The organism is Thermosynechococcus sp. JY1331, assembly GCF_031583475.1.
In the GTDB taxonomy this organism is placed as follows: Bacteria; Cyanobacteriota; Cyanobacteriia; order Thermosynechococcales; family Thermosynechococcaceae; genus Thermosynechococcus.
In genome coordinates this window covers 1,887,953-1,903,239 of record NZ_CP134180.1, presented here as the reverse complement: position 1 = coordinate 1,903,239, position 15,287 = coordinate 1,887,953, and the positions used below count along the sequence as shown (strand labels likewise).

At 54.2% G+C, this 15,287-nt stretch carries 12 protein-coding genes and 1 tRNA gene; 8 read left to right on the top strand and 5 right to left on the bottom strand.

Going from position 1 to position 15,287, the window contains the following annotated elements; translation table 11 throughout:
* The first annotated feature begins 35 nt into the window (after positions 1–35).
* Positions 36–554 carry a hypothetical protein gene (locus RHJ31_RS09280; RefSeq protein WP_302676410.1) on the top strand — a complete coding sequence of 173 codons (519 nt, stop codon included), beginning with the start codon at positions 36–38 and terminating at the stop codon, positions 552–554.
* Here the strand turns inward: RHJ31_RS09280 and RHJ31_RS09275 are convergent.
* Positions 531–2,768, bottom strand: coding sequence for a cation-translocating P-type ATPase (locus RHJ31_RS09275; protein ID WP_302676409.1), 2,238 nt, complete (start codon positions 2,766–2,768; stop codon positions 531–533). The two genes, RHJ31_RS09280 and RHJ31_RS09275, sit on opposite strands and share 24 nt — an antisense overlap.
* Before the next feature lie 138 nt (positions 2,769–2,906).
* On the opposite strand from RHJ31_RS09275, the gene RHJ31_RS09270 reads away from it, so the two are divergent.
* From RHJ31_RS09270 to RHJ31_RS09260, 3 genes are all read left to right on the top strand, one after another.
* Positions 2,907–3,506 (top strand): Uma2 family endonuclease, encoded by a 600-nt coding sequence (locus RHJ31_RS09270; protein ID WP_302676408.1) that lies wholly within the window; start codon positions 2,907–2,909, stop codon positions 3,504–3,506.
* 94 nt (positions 3,507–3,600) lie between these two features.
* The gene (locus RHJ31_RS09265) at positions 3,601–4,383 is read left to right on the top strand and encodes an ABC transporter permease (protein WP_206199492.1); all 783 of its coding nucleotides are present in this window, start codon (positions 3,601–3,603) and stop codon (positions 4,381–4,383) included.
* A 66-nt stretch (positions 4,384–4,449) separates the two neighbouring features.
* Positions 4,450–4,521 (top strand) — tRNA-Thr (locus RHJ31_RS09260).
* A 45-nt stretch (positions 4,522–4,566) separates the two neighbouring features.
* On the opposite strand, the gene RHJ31_RS09255 is transcribed toward RHJ31_RS09260, so the two are convergent.
* Both RHJ31_RS09255 and trxB read right to left on the bottom strand, forming a co-directional pair.
* Positions 4,567–5,322 (bottom strand): sulfite exporter TauE/SafE family protein, encoded by a 756-nt coding sequence (locus tag RHJ31_RS09255; protein WP_302676407.1) that lies wholly within the window; start codon positions 5,320–5,322, stop codon positions 4,567–4,569.
* A 19-nt stretch (positions 5,323–5,341) separates the two neighbouring features.
* Positions 5,342–6,703 carry a thioredoxin-disulfide reductase gene (gene trxB, locus RHJ31_RS09250; protein WP_302676406.1) on the bottom strand — a complete coding sequence of 454 codons (1,362 nt, stop codon included), beginning with the start codon at positions 6,701–6,703 and terminating at the stop codon, positions 5,342–5,344.
* Positions 6,704–6,816: 113 nt separating this feature from the next.
* On the opposite strand from trxB, the gene smc reads away from it, so the two are divergent.
* Both smc and RHJ31_RS09240 read left to right on the top strand, forming a co-directional pair.
* Positions 6,817–10,323: a chromosome segregation protein SMC gene (gene smc, locus RHJ31_RS09245; RefSeq protein ID WP_302676405.1), complete on the top strand. Its 3,507-nt coding sequence runs from the start codon at positions 6,817–6,819 to the stop codon at positions 10,321–10,323.
* A 121-nt stretch (positions 10,324–10,444) separates the two neighbouring features.
* Positions 10,445–11,071 (top strand): DUF3747 domain-containing protein, encoded by a 627-nt coding sequence (locus RHJ31_RS09240; protein ID WP_302676404.1) that lies wholly within the window; start codon positions 10,445–10,447, stop codon positions 11,069–11,071.
* A gap of 2 nt (positions 11,072–11,073) precedes the next feature.
* On the opposite strand, the gene smpB is transcribed toward RHJ31_RS09240, so the two are convergent.
* On the bottom strand, positions 11,074–11,532 hold the full coding sequence (smpB, locus tag RHJ31_RS09235) for an SsrA-binding protein SmpB (protein WP_302677807.1): 459 nt from the start codon (positions 11,530–11,532) through the stop codon (positions 11,074–11,076).
* A gap of 104 nt (positions 11,533–11,636) precedes the next feature.
* On the opposite strand from smpB, the gene RHJ31_RS09230 reads away from it, so the two are divergent.
* Positions 11,637–12,263, top strand: a complete 627-nt coding sequence (locus RHJ31_RS09230; RefSeq protein WP_302676403.1) for a bifunctional 4-hydroxy-2-oxoglutarate aldolase/2-dehydro-3-deoxy-phosphogluconate aldolase — start codon at positions 11,637–11,639, stop codon at positions 12,261–12,263.
* On the opposite strand, the gene RHJ31_RS09225 is transcribed toward RHJ31_RS09230, so the two are convergent.
* Entirely contained in the window at positions 12,208–12,906 is a 699-nt protein-coding gene (locus tag RHJ31_RS09225; RefSeq protein ID WP_302676402.1) for a DUF1997 domain-containing protein, read from the bottom strand. The two genes, RHJ31_RS09230 and RHJ31_RS09225, sit on opposite strands and share 56 nt — an antisense overlap.
* A gap of 160 nt (positions 12,907–13,066) precedes the next feature.
* Between RHJ31_RS09225 and RHJ31_RS09220 the strand changes: the two genes are divergently transcribed.
* Positions 13,067–15,139 carry a glycosyltransferase gene (locus RHJ31_RS09220; protein WP_302676401.1) on the top strand — a complete coding sequence of 691 codons (2,073 nt, stop codon included), beginning with the start codon at positions 13,067–13,069 and terminating at the stop codon, positions 15,137–15,139.
* The last annotated feature ends 148 nt before the right edge of the window (positions 15,140–15,287 follow it).

The window sequence follows — 15,287 nt, the reverse complement described above, 5'->3', positions numbered from 1 at the left end:
TTGTTGAGAAAAATTTCTAACAAGGTTTGACGTTCATGGGTCTGGGTGTTATTGATTTGCCGACATTTTCCCTTGAGGGCACTGTCGAAGAGGTCTTTTATAAGAAGGGGCGACCCAAAGTCGTGATTCTAAAAACCGCCACAGGAACGGTCTGGATTAAGCTAGAAAAGTCCCTGCGCCGTGAGTTAGCGCACCCCCCCAAGGTGGGCGATCGCCTGCGGTTAGAGGGAATGATCAGCGATAAGTACGATGGCTGGGTCAAGCAATACAAGGCCAGTCATTTAGAATTTTTAGCAACGGCTCAACCCGCAGCGGCAAAGCGTTCTCAGCCCTGTAAGGTGCTCATTTGTCAAAAATCCTCCTGCTGTCGGCGGGGTGCCAAGGAACTCTGGCAAGAACTAGAGGCACAACAGCTCCCCATTGCCCTGAAGGCGACGGGCTGTATGGGGGAATGCAAACGGGGACCTGCGGTGGTTGTCCTGCCCCACAAGAAACGGCTGACCCGCGCCAATGCCCAACAGATTCGCGAGCTAGTTTGCTCGACTGAGGCTTAGGGAATTCAGGACAACGGCAATCGAACTCACAGCCATACAAGCGGCAGCAATTCCGGGGGTGAGACTAAGGCCCCATAGGGGTAATCCAACACCGGCTGCAAGGGGTAAACCGACGATATTGTAGGCTACTGCCCAAAGAAGATTCTGCTGAATTTTGCGGAAGGTGGTGCGGCTAAGGCTTAGCACAGCGAGCACATCCTCTAGATGATTGCGGGTGAGGATAATATCCGCTGCTTCAATGGCCACCTCTGTACCCGTACCAAGGCTAATCCCCACCTGAGCTGCCGTTAGAGCTGGCGCATCATTCATGCCATCCCCGACCATGGCCACGGTTTTGCCTTGGGCTTGCCAACCTTCAATAAGAGCCAGCTTTTGTTGCGGTTGGAGGTCTGTGTGAAGATGGGTTGCGGGTAAGCCTAGTGGTTCTAGGAGTTGCTGTGCGGCTTTGGCCGTGTCTCCCGTCAGCACATGGATCGCATAGCCTTGGGCTTGCAGGGCTTGAACAGTGCTCACTGCCTCCGGGCGCAGGCGATCGCGAAAGGTCACAACGGCAATCAACTGGCGATCGCAGGCCAAGGCCACATGGGTTTCCACTTCTAGGGAAGGGCAGTCAACCCCCTGATCACGCAGCCAACTGAGGCGACCCGCCTGATAGTAATGCCCCTCAATCCAACCGCTGATCCCCAGTCCGAGGGCAGTTTCCACCTCTGTCACCGTTGCTAGCTCTGTTGTCTGGCCGGTCGCAACCCACGCCTTCTGAATCGCCACTGCAAGGGGATGGCGACTCTCGCGCTCTAAACTGGCTAGCAGATACAGCACCTCTTGAGAGGAGTGATCGCCATAGAGCTTGATCTCGGCCACTGCCAGTTCACCCGTCGTCAGTGTCCCCGTCTTATCAAACACAATTGTGTCCAACGTCTGACTGCGCTCAAGAACATCACCACCTCGAATAATTAAGCCTTTGGCAGCGGCGTGACTGGTGCCCACAAGCAGCGCGATCGGGGTGGCAAGGCCAAGGGCACAGGGACAGGCAATCACCAGAACACTCAAGGCTAGCTTTAAGGGCAATAGGGGTGTGCTATTGGTGATTTCTGGGAAGAAATGGGGGGCGATCGCGCTCCAAAAGAGAGCCGTTGCTGCCGCCAAGGCTAGCACCCCATAGCCAAAATAGCCGGCCACCCCATCCGCCATTTGCTGCACCGGTGCTTTGCGATTTTGTGCCTGCACCACGAGGTCTAGAATCTGCCCCAAAAATGAGGCACGACCACAGCGTTCCACCCGTAGGGTAACGGCAGCACCAACATTGCGACTGCCCGCCAGAACGGATGCCCCCACCCCCTTGGCCACCGGTAGAGATTCCCCTGTGAGCATGGATTCATCCACCAGGGTTTCCCCGGTCACAATCGTGCCATCGGCAGGAAAGGGTTCTCCAGCATCTACCCACAGCCAGTCCCCGACTTGGATACGACTGACGGGAATGGGCCAGCGATCGCTAGCGGTCAAACTGGGTTGCCATAGCGCCTGTTGTGGCTGAAGCGCAAGGAGGGATCGCAAGTCCCGTTGTGCCTGTTGACGTACCCGTTGCTCCAGCGATCGCCCCAGCAAAATAAAGCCAAGGATCATCACCGGTTCATCAAAGAAACACGCCCAGCCCAAGGCCGGCCAGAGCCACGCCACCGTACTCGTGAGGTAAGCCCCCAAGGCGCCCAGAGCCACCAGCGTATTCATATTCGGGCGACGTTGGAACAGGCCCATCATTCCTTCCCGCAGAATCTCCCACCCCGGTAGGACAAGGGCAATGGTTGCTAGCCCCCAATGCCAGATCATTGCCTCTAACATGGGCCAGTGCCCCGGCAGCAGATCAATCCCGTGGCCGACACTGGAGAGAACAAGGAGCACAAGGGCGATCGCCAACCTTGGCAAAGAGGTTTCCTCAGAGGCCGTGGGCAGTTCCAAAAGGGCATTGGCTTCTGCGAGGGTGGCTTGAAAGCGACCTTGGTTTAGGCTCTCGACAATGGCGCTGGGGGTCGTCTCAGCGGGGGAATAGGTGACAACGGCGGTTCCCGTGACCAGATTGACTGCCGCAGCATCTACGCCCGGCTGCTCTTTTAACTGATTTTCCAGCGATCGCACGCAGCCAGCACAACGCAAGCCGCTCACCCGCAGGATGGCTACCTCAGGGGTGTGGGAATCAAGACTTGAACTTAGGGACACGTCGCACCCTCTCCAAAAAGAACTACGTTCAATCTCCTAACTGCGTCCCCACCGCCTATTGTGGCACGTTGGCTTTGCGATGTCAGGGAAAGGGCGAGCTATCCTAAAGAAGTGAGGTTTTCACGAGAAATACAGAGAATGGTGACTGCCAAGGAGACGGGCGATTGCTATTTCACACCAGAAGAATACTTCGCGTGGGAAGAGCAGCAGTTAGAAAGACATGAGTTGATTGATGGTTACGTGTATGCGATGGCGGGTGGTACAAGAAACCACAGCGATATTGCTGGTAACTTTTTGTTAATTATTAAATCCCACTTACGGGGTAAAGGCTGCAAAACCTATACTTCTGATTGTCGCGTGAATATTTTTGAGACATCGAATTTTACCTATCCCGATCTGAGTGTCACCTGTGACGATCGCGATCGCCAGAGTCCCTTTTTCATCACTTATCCCTGTCTGATTGTGGAAGTGCTCTCACCCGCCACCGAAGCCTACGATCGCGGCAAAAAGTTTGATCTCTACCGTCGTAACCCCAACCTCGTGGATTATGTGCTCGCTAGCTCAGAGGAAATGGCGATCGACATTTACCAGAAAAATGAAGGGGGGGATTGGCTGCTGCGCTGCTACCGCGCGGGCGATCGCGTTGAGTTGAGGAGCATTGACCTCAAAGTGCCTATTGAACAGTTTTATGAAGACGTTGACCTCTCTGCCCCCGCCGTAGATACCACTGCTCCGTGAAACAGCAAGCGGCTCTCCCTATGAACGCCGAGGCTATCGAAAAAGCAAAATTGGGTATTCTTTGAGAGGAGAGTAAATTCAAGGGGTACCAGACATGTTGCCGTTAACGGTGAGTCGCCTCTGGACAATTAGCCGTAATGTTTTCAATGAAACCCTGCGGGAGCGGGTTCTTTACGTCACTGCTGTTTTTGCCATTGGCCTCGCCTTGGCGGTTGTGATTTTGGGACAGGTGTCAGCAGGCACCCAAGACAAAATTAGCCTTGATGTGGGGATGGCAGGAATTTCCCTCTTTGGCTTGCTGATTGCTGCCTTTGTCGGGGGTGGTCTGCTCAATAAAGAGATAGAAAAGCGCACGATCTTAGTGATGTTGGCGAAACCCATCAGTCGCGCGGAATTTATTATTGGCAAACATTTGGGTCTATCGGCGGTTCTGCTGGTACTGGTAGCACTGATGACGCTGATTCTGTTTATTCTGATGAGCTTGAATCAGTTTGCCTATCCCGCAGGACCTTTGATGGTGACCTCTTTCTACATTGCGCTGCAACTCGCCCTCTTGACGGCAGCCGCTTTGCTCTTTGGCAGTTTCACCAGTTCCCTGATTGCCACGCTGTTAACGGTGGCACTGTACTTTATGGGGCACTTTAGTCAAAACTTGGTGATCCTCAGCCAAAAGATGGAGAGTGATGCCGTACGGCAACTGATGCAGTTTCTCTATCTGATCTTTCCCGATTTATCCCGCTTGGATTTTAAGAATACAGCGGTCTATGGCATGCTGCCCTCTGTACCGGAACTCGTGGCCAATGCCTTCTATGGCGTGATTTATACGGTAGCACTGCTGGCGATCGCCACTTGGATTTTCTCTCGTCGCAATTTTTAGCAAAAACTCGCAGCCAACTGTGCAATTGTTCCCCCAATGGGCTATGATAAAGCTCTGGGAATTTTTGCCCGTGTAGCTCAGTGGTAGAGCACACCCTTGGTAAGGGTGAGGCCACGAGTTCAATCCTCGTCACGGGCTTTGTTTGACCAACCTCAGGGAATTTCCCATCTGCGGTGGGGGCATTTATCGCTGTCGCTGCCAGTAAATGAGTGCCAGTACGACGGCCAAAAGAACCACTGTACGGCGTAACAGCAGCGGGTTAACCGCACGGGCAAATTTACCCCCCAAAAGTCCGCCAACAATGGTAGCGATCGCCATCCCCAAGGCAACGGGCCACACCACCTCCCCCGATACAACAAAAAATGCGGCAGCAGCAACATTGATTCCAAAGGCCAAAATGTGCTTCAAGCCATTGAGGCGCGTCAAGCTTTCCCCGAGAACAATGCCCAGCACGGCGAGTAGAATCACACTCACCCCCGCGCCAAAATAGCCGCCATAGACCGCCGCTAGAAACACAAGGGGAATAGCTCCCACTTCAGATACGGCTGGCGCACTGATTCGCCGCAGTAACCAAGCCCGCACCTGCCCCTGAATCCCCAAGAGGACGGCGGCCAAAAGCAGCAAATAGGGAATCAAGGCATTAAAGAGTGCCTCGTTGGTGTGCAACAGTAACATTGCCCCTGTGATGCCCCCGGCCACCGCACTGGGAAAGAGCCAACCAAGGCGCCGTTGCTGACCCTTCAGATCCTGCCGTTGCGCCACTGTCGCCCCCAAGTAACCGGGTACCAAAGCCACCGTGCTCGTGAGATTGGCAACCACTGGCGGCAAGCCGATCGCCACCAAGGCCGGGAAACTAATCAGTGTTCCCCCACCGGCAATGGCATTGACAAAGCCCGCCGCCAGACCTGCAACGGTCAGCAGTCCGATCCCGCTGATCATGCCCCTGACTAGCTAGAGCCTAAGCAAGGTAGCGTTGGATGGTCTCGCGGTACTGACTCTTGGGTTTCATCCCCACGATCACTTCTAGGAGTTCTTTGTTCTTGAAGAGTTGAATCGTGGGTGTACTGGTAACCCCTGCTTGCTCGGCGATCGCGCTATCTTCAGTAATGTCAATTTCAATGAGCTGTACTTTGCCGTCAAACTCCTCGACCAGTCGATCCAAAATGGGCTTGAGGGTGTGGCACGGGCCACAGGTGGGCGAGACATATTTCACCAGCAGCAGGCGATCGCTCTCGTGGAAAAGCTTGCGCAAGGCATAGCTACCCCGATGCTTAATGGCATTGGGATCAAACGCCTGTTCTGGAGATGTCGTAGGCTTCGCCGTTTCTGCGGGTTTGGTCTCGGTTTCCGTTTGGTGGAACTCCTGAATTAGCCCCCGCGCCGAGAGCCAGCGTTCGGCATCAAGGGCGGCCATACAACCACTGCCTGCCGCTGTTACTGCTTGGCGGTATTCATGGTCTTGAACATCCCCTGCGGCAAAGACGCCTGCCACATTCGTTTGTGTCCCATGGTGGGTGACGATATAGCCCACACTATCCAATTCCAGAAAATCTTTGAACAGTTGCGTATTGGGGGTGTGACCAATGGCGTAGAATAGGCCGCGCACCGGCAGCACAGATTCTTCCCCCGTGGCTTTGTTAATAATCCGCAGACCCGTCATTAAATTGCCATCGCCAAGGATTTCCCGTGCTTCAGTTTGCCAGTGAACCGTAATTTTAGGATTGGCAAAGACCCGATCCTGCATCGCCTTACTGGCGCGCATTTTGTCACTACGCACAAGAAGATGGACGTGGGAGCCATATTTAGTGAGATACACTGCTTCCTCCGCTGCACTATCACCGCCGCCAATCACCGCCAACTCCACATCCTTGAAAATCGGCGTTGCCCCATCACAAATGGCACAGGCGGAGACCCCCTTAGTCCAATACTGCTCTTCGCCGGGGAGATGGAGTCGTTTGGCCGTGGCACCCGTACAGATAATGACGCTGTGGGCATAGACCTGCCGCTCGGCTGAGCTAATGAGAAAGGGGCGTTGACTAAAATCCACCTGAATCACATCTTCAGTGACCATTTCTGTGCCCCAGCGCTCTGCTTGCGCCTTCATCCGTGCCATCAGTTGCGGCCCTTGAATGCCTTCCGGAAAGCCGGGAAAGTTTTCCACTTCGGTGGTGGTCATGAGTTGTCCCCCCGGCAGCCCCCCAATTTGATAGCCTTCAAACATAAAGGGCTTGAGGTTGGCGCGAGCGGCATAGATGGCTGCTGTGTAGCCCGCAGGGCCAGAACCAATAATGACAACGTTTTCAATCCGTGGCGGTGTCATGGCTAAAACAAACTCGAAACGACTATGAGTTATTTGATTTTAGCTTGATTTTCCGTGGCAAACAAGGGAAGCATCTTTGGGCATAATGAAACGGTTAGGCACGCTCCTTGGCTGTGTACATCAAGCAGTTAGAACTCACGAATTTTAAGTCCTTTGGCGGCACAACCGTGATTCCGCTGCTGCCGGGGTTTACGGTCATTTCAGGCCCCAATGGTTCAGGGAAGTCGAACCTCTTGGATGCGTTGCTTTTTGCCCTCGGCCTTGCGGGGTCTAAGGGGATGCGGGCAGAACGATTGCCAGATTTGGTGAACCATAGCCAAACGCGGCGTGGCCAGAGTGTTGTCGAAACGCGAGTCACGGTGACCTTTGCACTAGATGCTGAAACGGAATGGCGGGTGACGCGGCGACTGCGGGTAACCAAGCAGGGCACCTATACCTCGACCTACGCGGTGAATGATCAACCCTGTACCCTCAATGAACTGCACGACCAGTTGCAGGCATTTTGTATCTATCCCCAAGGGTATAACGTGGTCTTGCAGGGGGATGTCACCAGTATCATTTCTATGAATGCCAAGGCACGGCGGGAAATTATTGACGAATTGGCGGGGGTGGCGGATTTTGACCGCAAGATTGCCCAAGCTCGCGAAAAATTAGATACAGTCAAGGAGCGCGAAGAACGCTTTCGCATTGTTGAGCAGGAATTGATTCAACAGCGCGATCGCCTGCAACGGGATCGCCTGCAAGCGGAAAAATATCAAGCCCTACGGCTAGAACTGCAAGAGCGAGAGCAATGGCTGCTGGTGCGCCAATGGCAAGCCCACAAAGCGCAAAAGGTGCAACTACAAACACAGATTCAGACGCTACAAAAAGAACAAGCCCAACGCCAAGAGCAACTGCAACAAAAGGCACGGGAGATGGCAGCGGCAACGGTTACCCTAGAACAACTCAATCAACAGGTGAAAGCCCTCGGCGAAGAAACGTACCTCCGCCTGCAAGCAGCGTTGGCGGATCTCCACGCCCAACAGCGGCAGTGTCAACGCCAGCAAACGGCCTACCAACAGCAGCAGGTACAGTTGGCAGAACAACTCCAGCAACGGCAAGCCCAGTACCACAGTCAACGGTTGCAGCAACAGCAACTTACTCAAGAGTTAGAACAGCAACAGGGCGATCGCCCCCCCTTAGTGACAGCGGTTGCCACCAGCCAAGCCACCCTCGACGCCCTACGGCAGCAAGCTCAGGAGTTGAATACGGCAGCCCAAGCTTGGTTTCAGGAGCACAGTCAGCGACGGCAGCGGATTGATGCCCTGATCCACGAACTGGAACCGAGTCGCAGTGAACTCTCTCGCCTTCAGGAGCGATCGCAACAATTGCGGGAACGGCAGGGGGAATTGCACCAAGCGGCCACCAGCTTAGAAGCTCAACAATTGGAATTGCAAGACGCGCTCACAAAAGCTGCAGCAGCAGTCCAACAAGAGGAGCAGCAACTACAAAACCTCGCCCAACAACTGGCCACAGCGCAGCAACAATTGAGCTTAACAGAAGAAACCTATCAACGCCTTGAGCGAGAACAGCGCCAAAAGCAGCGAGAACTGGATCAACTGGAAGCACGGCAACAGGCGGTTCAGGAAAGCCAAGGGAGTTTTGCGGCGCGGCTCATTTTAAGTGCTGATCTCCCCGGCGTGTTTGGGCTGGTGGCACAGCTCGGTCAAGTGGAACCCCGCTATCAACTGGCCTTGGAAATTGCGGCCGGGGCACGCCTAGGCAATATCGTTGTGGCGGATGACAGTGTGGCGGCAGCAGCGATCGCCATCCTGAAGCGGGAACGGGCTGGTAGAGCGACATTTTTGCCCCTGAACAAGATGGCACGTCCCAAGACCCTACCCCTTATCTCCTTGGCAGGCTGTATTGACTATGCCTTGAATCTTGTGACCTTTGAGCCGCAATATGCCCCCATTTTTGCCTACGTGTTTGGCAGTACGCTGGTCTTTGAGAGCCTTGAGGCGGCGCGACCCTACCTAGGGCAATATCGGATGGTCACCCTAGAGGGAGACTTGCTAGAACCCTCAGGGGCAATGACCGGGGGTAGCTATAATCGGACAAATACCCTCCGTTTTGGTCAGGGAGCCACCCCCCAAGAATCGGCAGAAGTCCAACAGGTGCGCGATCGCCTTGGGGAACTGGAACGCCTGTTAGATCGCCTCATTCAAGAGCGCACGCAAAAACAGGGGAGAGTGAATGAGCTGAGCCAAGCCCTGAGTGACGCCCGCCAAAGCCATCGCGATCGCCAGCGGCAATGGGAGCAACTTCAGCAACAACAGCAGCACCTCAACCGCCAGCAAGCAGACTTAGCGCGCCAACAGCAGCACCTTAGCCAAGAGTTAACCGCCGCAGAGACTGAACTCGCGCACCTAGAGGCTCGTCTTCCTGAACTCGAAGCAGAACTCGCCGCCGAACGCCTTACCCTCAATGCCCTTGAAGCCAATCCCAGCCATCAGCAGTGGCAGCAGCTTCAGGAACAAATTCAGGCACAGGAAAAAATCCACGCGGATCATGTGGCTGCCCTGCAAGCGGTGGATCAAGTCTTGGGCGATCGCCACCGTCAACTCGAGCAACTAGCACGAGACCTAAAACAAACAGAACAGGAGATTCAGCGACTGCGCCAAGCCCAACAGGAGACGCTTTATCAGCAGCAAGCCCTCGATCAGACGCTTGGGGACTTAGCGACGCAAATTCAAAGCACGCAAACTGCCCTGAGGGAATTGGACGCCCGCCTTAGCCACCTCAAGGGCGATCGCGATCGCCAAGACTACCAACTACGACAGCAGCAAAAGGACTACCAACAACTGGAATGGCAATACCAAAAAGCCAGCGACACCCTCACCACGCTGCAAGCCCAACTTCAGGAATTCAGCACCATCGAGGCACCCCCTTTACCCCAGCCATGGCCGGAAGTGCCCGCCAATCTCTCCCTCAGCGACATTCAACAGCAGTGCCAAGCCCTCGAAAAACGGCTGCGTGCCATGGAACCCGTCAATATGTTGGCGATTCAGGAATTTGAGGAGACACAAGGGCGGCTTAATGAGCTACAGGAGAAGCTCGCCGTTCTAGAAGCGGAGCGCACGGAGATCCTACTGCGGATTGAGAACTTCACCACCCTGCGCCACCAGTCCTTCCGTGAAGCTTTTGATGCCGTCAATGCCAACTTCCAAACCATTTTTGCCACCCTCTCCGATGGCGATGGCTATCTGCAACTGGAAAGTCCTGAGGATCCCTTTGCCGGGGGTCTGAATCTGGTGGCGCATCCTAAGGGGAAACCCGTACAACGCTTGGCCTCAATGTCGGGGGGTGAAAAATCCCTCACGGCCCTCAGTTTTATCTTTGCCCTACAACGCTATCGCCCTTCCCCCTTCTATGCCTTTGATGAGGTGGATATGTTTCTCGATGGTGCCAATGTTGAGCGCCTTGCCAAAATGATTCAGCAGCAGAGCCAAGAGGCGCAGTTTATTGTTGTCAGTCTGCGGCGACCAATGATTGAAGCGGCTCAGCGCACGATTGGCGTCACCCAAGCGCGGGGTCAACATACCCAAGTGATTGGCCTCGATTTGACCGCTCACCATTGATGCCTAACGGTGGCTGAAAAATAATTCCTAGATTTTCGATAGTTGATCGGCGTGGATCGTAGAGGAACAGTAGAATCCATTTAACTGTCAAAACCTCCGAGTTCTGCTGAGGAGTGTCCCTATGAAATACTGGCAAAAATTTGGCCTGAGCTTATTGACGGTGGCCTGTTTGGGAACAATTGCCCCTCGGCCTGCCCAAGCCAGCATGTTTACACAAACGGAAGTGGATCAAAGCCGCTATGTCGTGATGGCCGTGCCCCTTGCCCGCGGTGGCTATCGCCTCTTAGTGGTGGAGCAAATTAAGGATACTCGTCCCTGCTGGAGTGAGTCGGGCAGCAACCCCGTGGTGATTGACCCACTGTTGACGACGTTTGACTTTACGGGCATTTGTGGGCGGGCTACGGATAGCAATGGCTACTCGATTCGGGTGGCGCAACAGGATTTAGGGTTGCAGTATGGTCTGCGCATTGAACAGGGGGATGGCGAGTTACTCCTTGTTGGCAGCAGCAATCGCGGTGGCCCACGTATGGTCATTGGCCGCACCCACGGTATGCAGGAAGGGCAATTTCTCAAGTTTCATCTGGAACCCACTTGGCGGCTAACGCGGCGCACCTATGAGGGGCAAGTGCTGGGTCATGTGTATTTCACCAATGACTCTTGGGAAGCAGCAACCGGGAGTATCCCTGCCCCTGCAACGCCCATCGGCACGGAAACCAACATTGATCCCATACCCACTCCCCAAAGCTAGGTTTACCGCTGCTTCATTGCCCGCTCCATCTCCCGTTTATCTTGGCGCTGCTTGAGGTCTTGGCGTTTGTCGTGGAGCTTCTTACCACGGGCTAGCCCTAGGGAAACCTTGACCCGCCCATTTTTTAGGTAAAGCTTCAGGGGCACAAGGGTTAGCCCCTTTTGTTCCACCTTGCCCACTAGCTTGCGAATTTCCTGTTTGTGGAGAAGGAGCTTGCGATCGCGCAGGGGGTCATGGTTGTAGGATTGGTTAGTGCTCTCATGGGGCGAAATGTGCACATTCATCAACCAAACTTCACCATTGCGGATGCGGGCAAAGCCATCCCGTAAATTCACCTTTCCAGCCCGAATGGATTTGACCTCAGTGCCAAGTAACACGAGACCACATTCATAGGTTTCCAGAATTTCGTATTGGAAGCGCGCTTGGCGATTTTCACTCAGGACTTTGATGCTATCGCCCATCAAAAACTCCGCAAGGGTATTGCCAATATACCGTAGTTTAGGGGTAGGCGGAGTTTTCATCTTATCACTGCCCTCCCACCCCCCTGCTCAATGGTTATGACGCTATGCCCAAGCCGCAGCAGTTAGCGTTTTTGCAAGGCCTGCCTTTGATTGCAGTGGTGCGTGCTGCTCATCCTACTGCAGCGATCGCCCACGCTCAAGTCTGTATTCAAGCGGGCTTCACCTGCCTAGAGGTGACTTGGACAACCCCCGATGCTGCTGGCGTCTTGCAACAACTCCGTCAAGACGCTCCCCACTGCACCATTGGCGCTGCGAGCCTGCAAAACCCAGAAATGGTTAAAGGAGCGATCGCTGCTGGCGCACAATTTTTAGTGACCCCCCATACAGCCCTAGAGGTGGTGCCCCTCGCAAAGGCGGCCAATTGTCCTCTGATTTTGGGGGCATTAACGCCCACAGAAATTCTCCAGGCGTGGCGGGCGGGGGCAACGGCAGTGAAGGTTTTTCCAATCGTGGCCGTAGGCGGGGCGAGCTATCTGCAGGCTGTGCGACCCCTGTTTGCCGAGATTCCCCTCATTCCCTGTGGCGGTATTGGTTGGGGGGATGTGGTACCCCTCTGGAAAGCAGGGGCGATCGCCATTGGTATGGGCAGTCAACTGGGTACGGATGTCACAATGCTCAAGCAGCAGGTGAACCAGGCTCGTCAGGCGTATCAGGCACTGACGCAGGGGTAAGGGTGCGCACCCGCTCAGCATGGAATCGTTTGCGGCGCCAGCGTTTGCCCAAATCGAGGCCAATGGTTTTGTGGAAATCATCCTGCACCTTTGCCGTGAGGCGGTAGGACACTTGGCGGACAATTTGAGCCAAGACGCGATTGCCTGTCCCTTGAATCAGGCCATGGGGCAAACGGTAGATAAACCGCGGAAAGTACATTTCCACCCGCAAATCCAGTTCCCAATTCACCCGCGTGTAATCAATGACATTCAGCGCCAACAGGTCGCTATCCGTCTCAGGGGTGGCTCGCATCGGTACCAAGGCCATGGCCGCTTGAAAATTCACCTCATAGTTCAAAAACGGCTGTTCGGGCACAGGAATTGTTTCAATGCGATAGACCCCCTGCTCTTGGGGCAGTAGGTGCAGTCCAATTTTGGGTTCCACTTCATAGCCATGGGAACCATAGCGGCCAATGGTGAGAATGTAGCCATGCTTGCCCACAGGTTCTGTTTTCATGGGATGGGCGCAGCGGTGAAACCATTCTTGGTGATTGTTCAAATAGCTCTCGTAGCGTTGAACGGGCGCATAGACTTCCATCCAGCCTTGGAATTGGTTGTGAAAAATAAAGGGGGGTAGCTTTGTCCCCTCTTGGGCATCGGTCATAGTATTAGATCAGCATTAGATCAGCATTTGGTGATTTTGATCCTGACATACGGCTGGGGGCGATCGATCGCTACTGCGGGGAACCTTGGAAATATTGTCCCTGTCCAATGGTTGGTTTACATTTCGTTACATTACTATTCAGTTGCTTGAGGCTCCAGCGATGCCCCCTGTCCCTCCTTGGCTCGCCATTGAACACTTGGACAAGCCGTGGATTTTTTGGCCATTGTGCTTGATGGTGCTTCTCAGCAGTATTGTTTTGCGCTGGGGGAAAGTGCAGCAGCAGTGGGCGCGGGTCATTGTCGTTGGCAGTTTAATGGCCGTGATGCTGCATTATCTGCTGTGGCGATCGCTGGCTACCCTCAATCTACGCACTCCCCTAGAGGCCACCTTTAGCCTACTCCTACTGGCGATTGAAGGTTTTATGATGGCGGGCTATGGCCTGCAACTCTACCTCCTCTTGCACATCAAAAATCGTCGTCCTGAAGCGGATGCTGCTGCCCTTGCGGTCAAAAGTGGCCACTATCAGCCTTGGGTGGATATTTTTATTCCGACCTACAATGAACCCCTGACGATTTTGCGACGCACGATTGTCAGTTGCCAAACCCTCGACTATCCCCACAAACGTATCTATGTTCTTGACGATACCCGTCGCCCTGCCCTACGGGAATTGGCCTGTGAACTGGGTTGTGAGTACCTCAGCCGTCCAGACAATCGCCATGCCAAAGCGGGCAACCTGAACCATGCCCTTACGCAGACCAAGGGTGAACTGATTGCGGTCTTTGATGCTGACTTTGTTCCCACTCGAAATTTTCTCACCCGCACTGTGGGCTTTTTTCAGACCCCTGATATCGGCCTTGTCCAAACCTACCAGAGCTTTTACAATCCCGATCCCATTGCCCGTAACCTTGGCCTCGAGGATCACCTACCCCAAGAGGTGGAAATCTTTTCCCGTCATTATCAAGTCCTGCGGGATGGCATTGAAACAGCGCTGTGCTACGGCAGTTCCTTTGTGGTGCGGCGATCGGCCCTCGAGGCCATTGGCGGCTTTGTTACTGAATCCCTCAGCGAGGACTACTACACAGGAATTCAATTGGCGGCAGCAGGTCATCGGTTGATTTACCTGAATGAAAGTCTCAGTGCGGGCTTGTGTGCAGAGGAAATGACGGCGCATATTCGTCAACGTCAACGCTGGGCACGGGGCACCCTCCAAGGATTATTCATTGCGGCAAGTCCACTGCGGGTACCCAATCTCACTGGGCTTCAGCGCCTTGCCCACCTAGAGGGGATCACGCAATGGTTCCATAGTCCCATGCGGTTGCTATTGCTGCTGTTGCCCTTGATTGCCGCCTTTTGGGGTGTCGTCCCCCTTGAAACCACCCTGGGGCAGTGGCTCTACTATTTTGTGCCCTACTACTGGCTGCTGTTGAGTACGTTCCGCTGGCTCAATGGCCAAAGTCGCTCTGCCTTGGTATCTGATATTTATGCTGTGCTTCAGTGTGTGCCGTTGACATTGACAGTGATTGACACGTTGTTGCGTCCCTTTGGTCGCGGCTTTTGGGTGACTCCCAAGGGGAGTTATCGCGATCGCTACCATTTTCAGTGGCACCTAGCGGCACCGCTCCTCGTGCTTTTTCTTCTCTCTGTGGCGGCCGCTGTATTAAATTGGCAGGCATTACACACCAAGGGACTACTACTGGCATGGGTCTGGAACCTCTACAATCTGGTAATTCTCGCCCTTGCCCTCTACAGCCTCATCGAACGCCCCCGCCCCGATCCCTATGATTGGCTCAATGTCCAGCAAACCGTTGAACTCCATCTCGCTTGGGATCAAACCACTGCCCTGTGGGGCACGACAATTCGCCTTTCTGAAGGGGGGGCGATCGTGCATCTGCATCAACCCCTCCCCCCCTCCGCAATGGGTGTACCCCTCACCTGTCGGCTTTTGGAGTCAGGCATTGACCTCAGCGGCCAAGTTGTTGATATGCCCAATCCAACGACCCTAGAGATTTACTTTGACCCCCTGACCTTGGCTCAATACCGCCAATTGGTCACCTTACTTTTTTGTGAACCCAACCGTTGGCAATGGCAAAAAGCCCCCAGTGAATTACAAACCCTGTGGCTGCTTCTGCACACTCTCATCTCGCCTCCCCTGAGTCGTCACTGGATGCGGATCACCCGCCCTAGTCAGGCAAAAGCGTGGCATCGAGCCTACAGCTATGCCAAGGAAAAATGATTTTTGCTAGCTCTTTGTAACATTAAGCTTATAGGTCTTAAACGAGGGGACTATCCATCCAAAAGCCGTCCACAAATTGCCTAGTTGCTCCATCGCAACGAGTCCACCATTACTCGCTGGCTCAATGTCTATCGTCCAGTGTTGAATT

Excerpts from the sequence above, each read along its gene's own strand:
- RHJ31_RS09265 (WP_206199492.1), top strand. The coding sequence starts at position 3,601 with ATGTTGCCGTTAACGGTGAGTCGCCTCTGGACAATTAGCCGTAATGTT.
- trxB (WP_302676406.1), bottom strand. The coding sequence starts at position 6,703 with ATGACACCGCCACGGATTGAAAACGTTGTCATTATTGGTTCTGGCCCT.
- RHJ31_RS09220 (WP_302676401.1), top strand. The coding sequence starts at position 13,067 with ATGCCCCCTGTCCCTCCTTGGCTCGCCATTGAACACTTGGACAAGCCG.
- RHJ31_RS09225 (WP_302676402.1), bottom strand. The coding sequence starts at position 12,906 with ATGACCGATGCCCAAGAGGGGACAAAGCTACCCCCCTTTATTTTTCAC.
- RHJ31_RS09280 (WP_302676410.1), top strand. The coding sequence starts at position 36 with ATGGGTCTGGGTGTTATTGATTTGCCGACATTTTCCCTTGAGGGCACT.
- smpB (WP_302677807.1), bottom strand. The coding sequence starts at position 11,532 with ATGGGCGATAGCATCAAAGTCCTGAGTGAAAATCGCCAAGCGCGCTTC.
- RHJ31_RS09230 (WP_302676403.1), top strand. The coding sequence starts at position 11,637 with ATGCCCAAGCCGCAGCAGTTAGCGTTTTTGCAAGGCCTGCCTTTGATT.
- RHJ31_RS09270 (WP_302676408.1), top strand. The coding sequence starts at position 2,907 with ATGGTGACTGCCAAGGAGACGGGCGATTGCTATTTCACACCAGAAGAA.
- RHJ31_RS09255 (WP_302676407.1), bottom strand. The coding sequence starts at position 5,322 with ATGATCAGCGGGATCGGACTGCTGACCGTTGCAGGTCTGGCGGCGGGC.
- RHJ31_RS09240 (WP_302676404.1), top strand. The coding sequence starts at position 10,445 with ATGAAATACTGGCAAAAATTTGGCCTGAGCTTATTGACGGTGGCCTGT.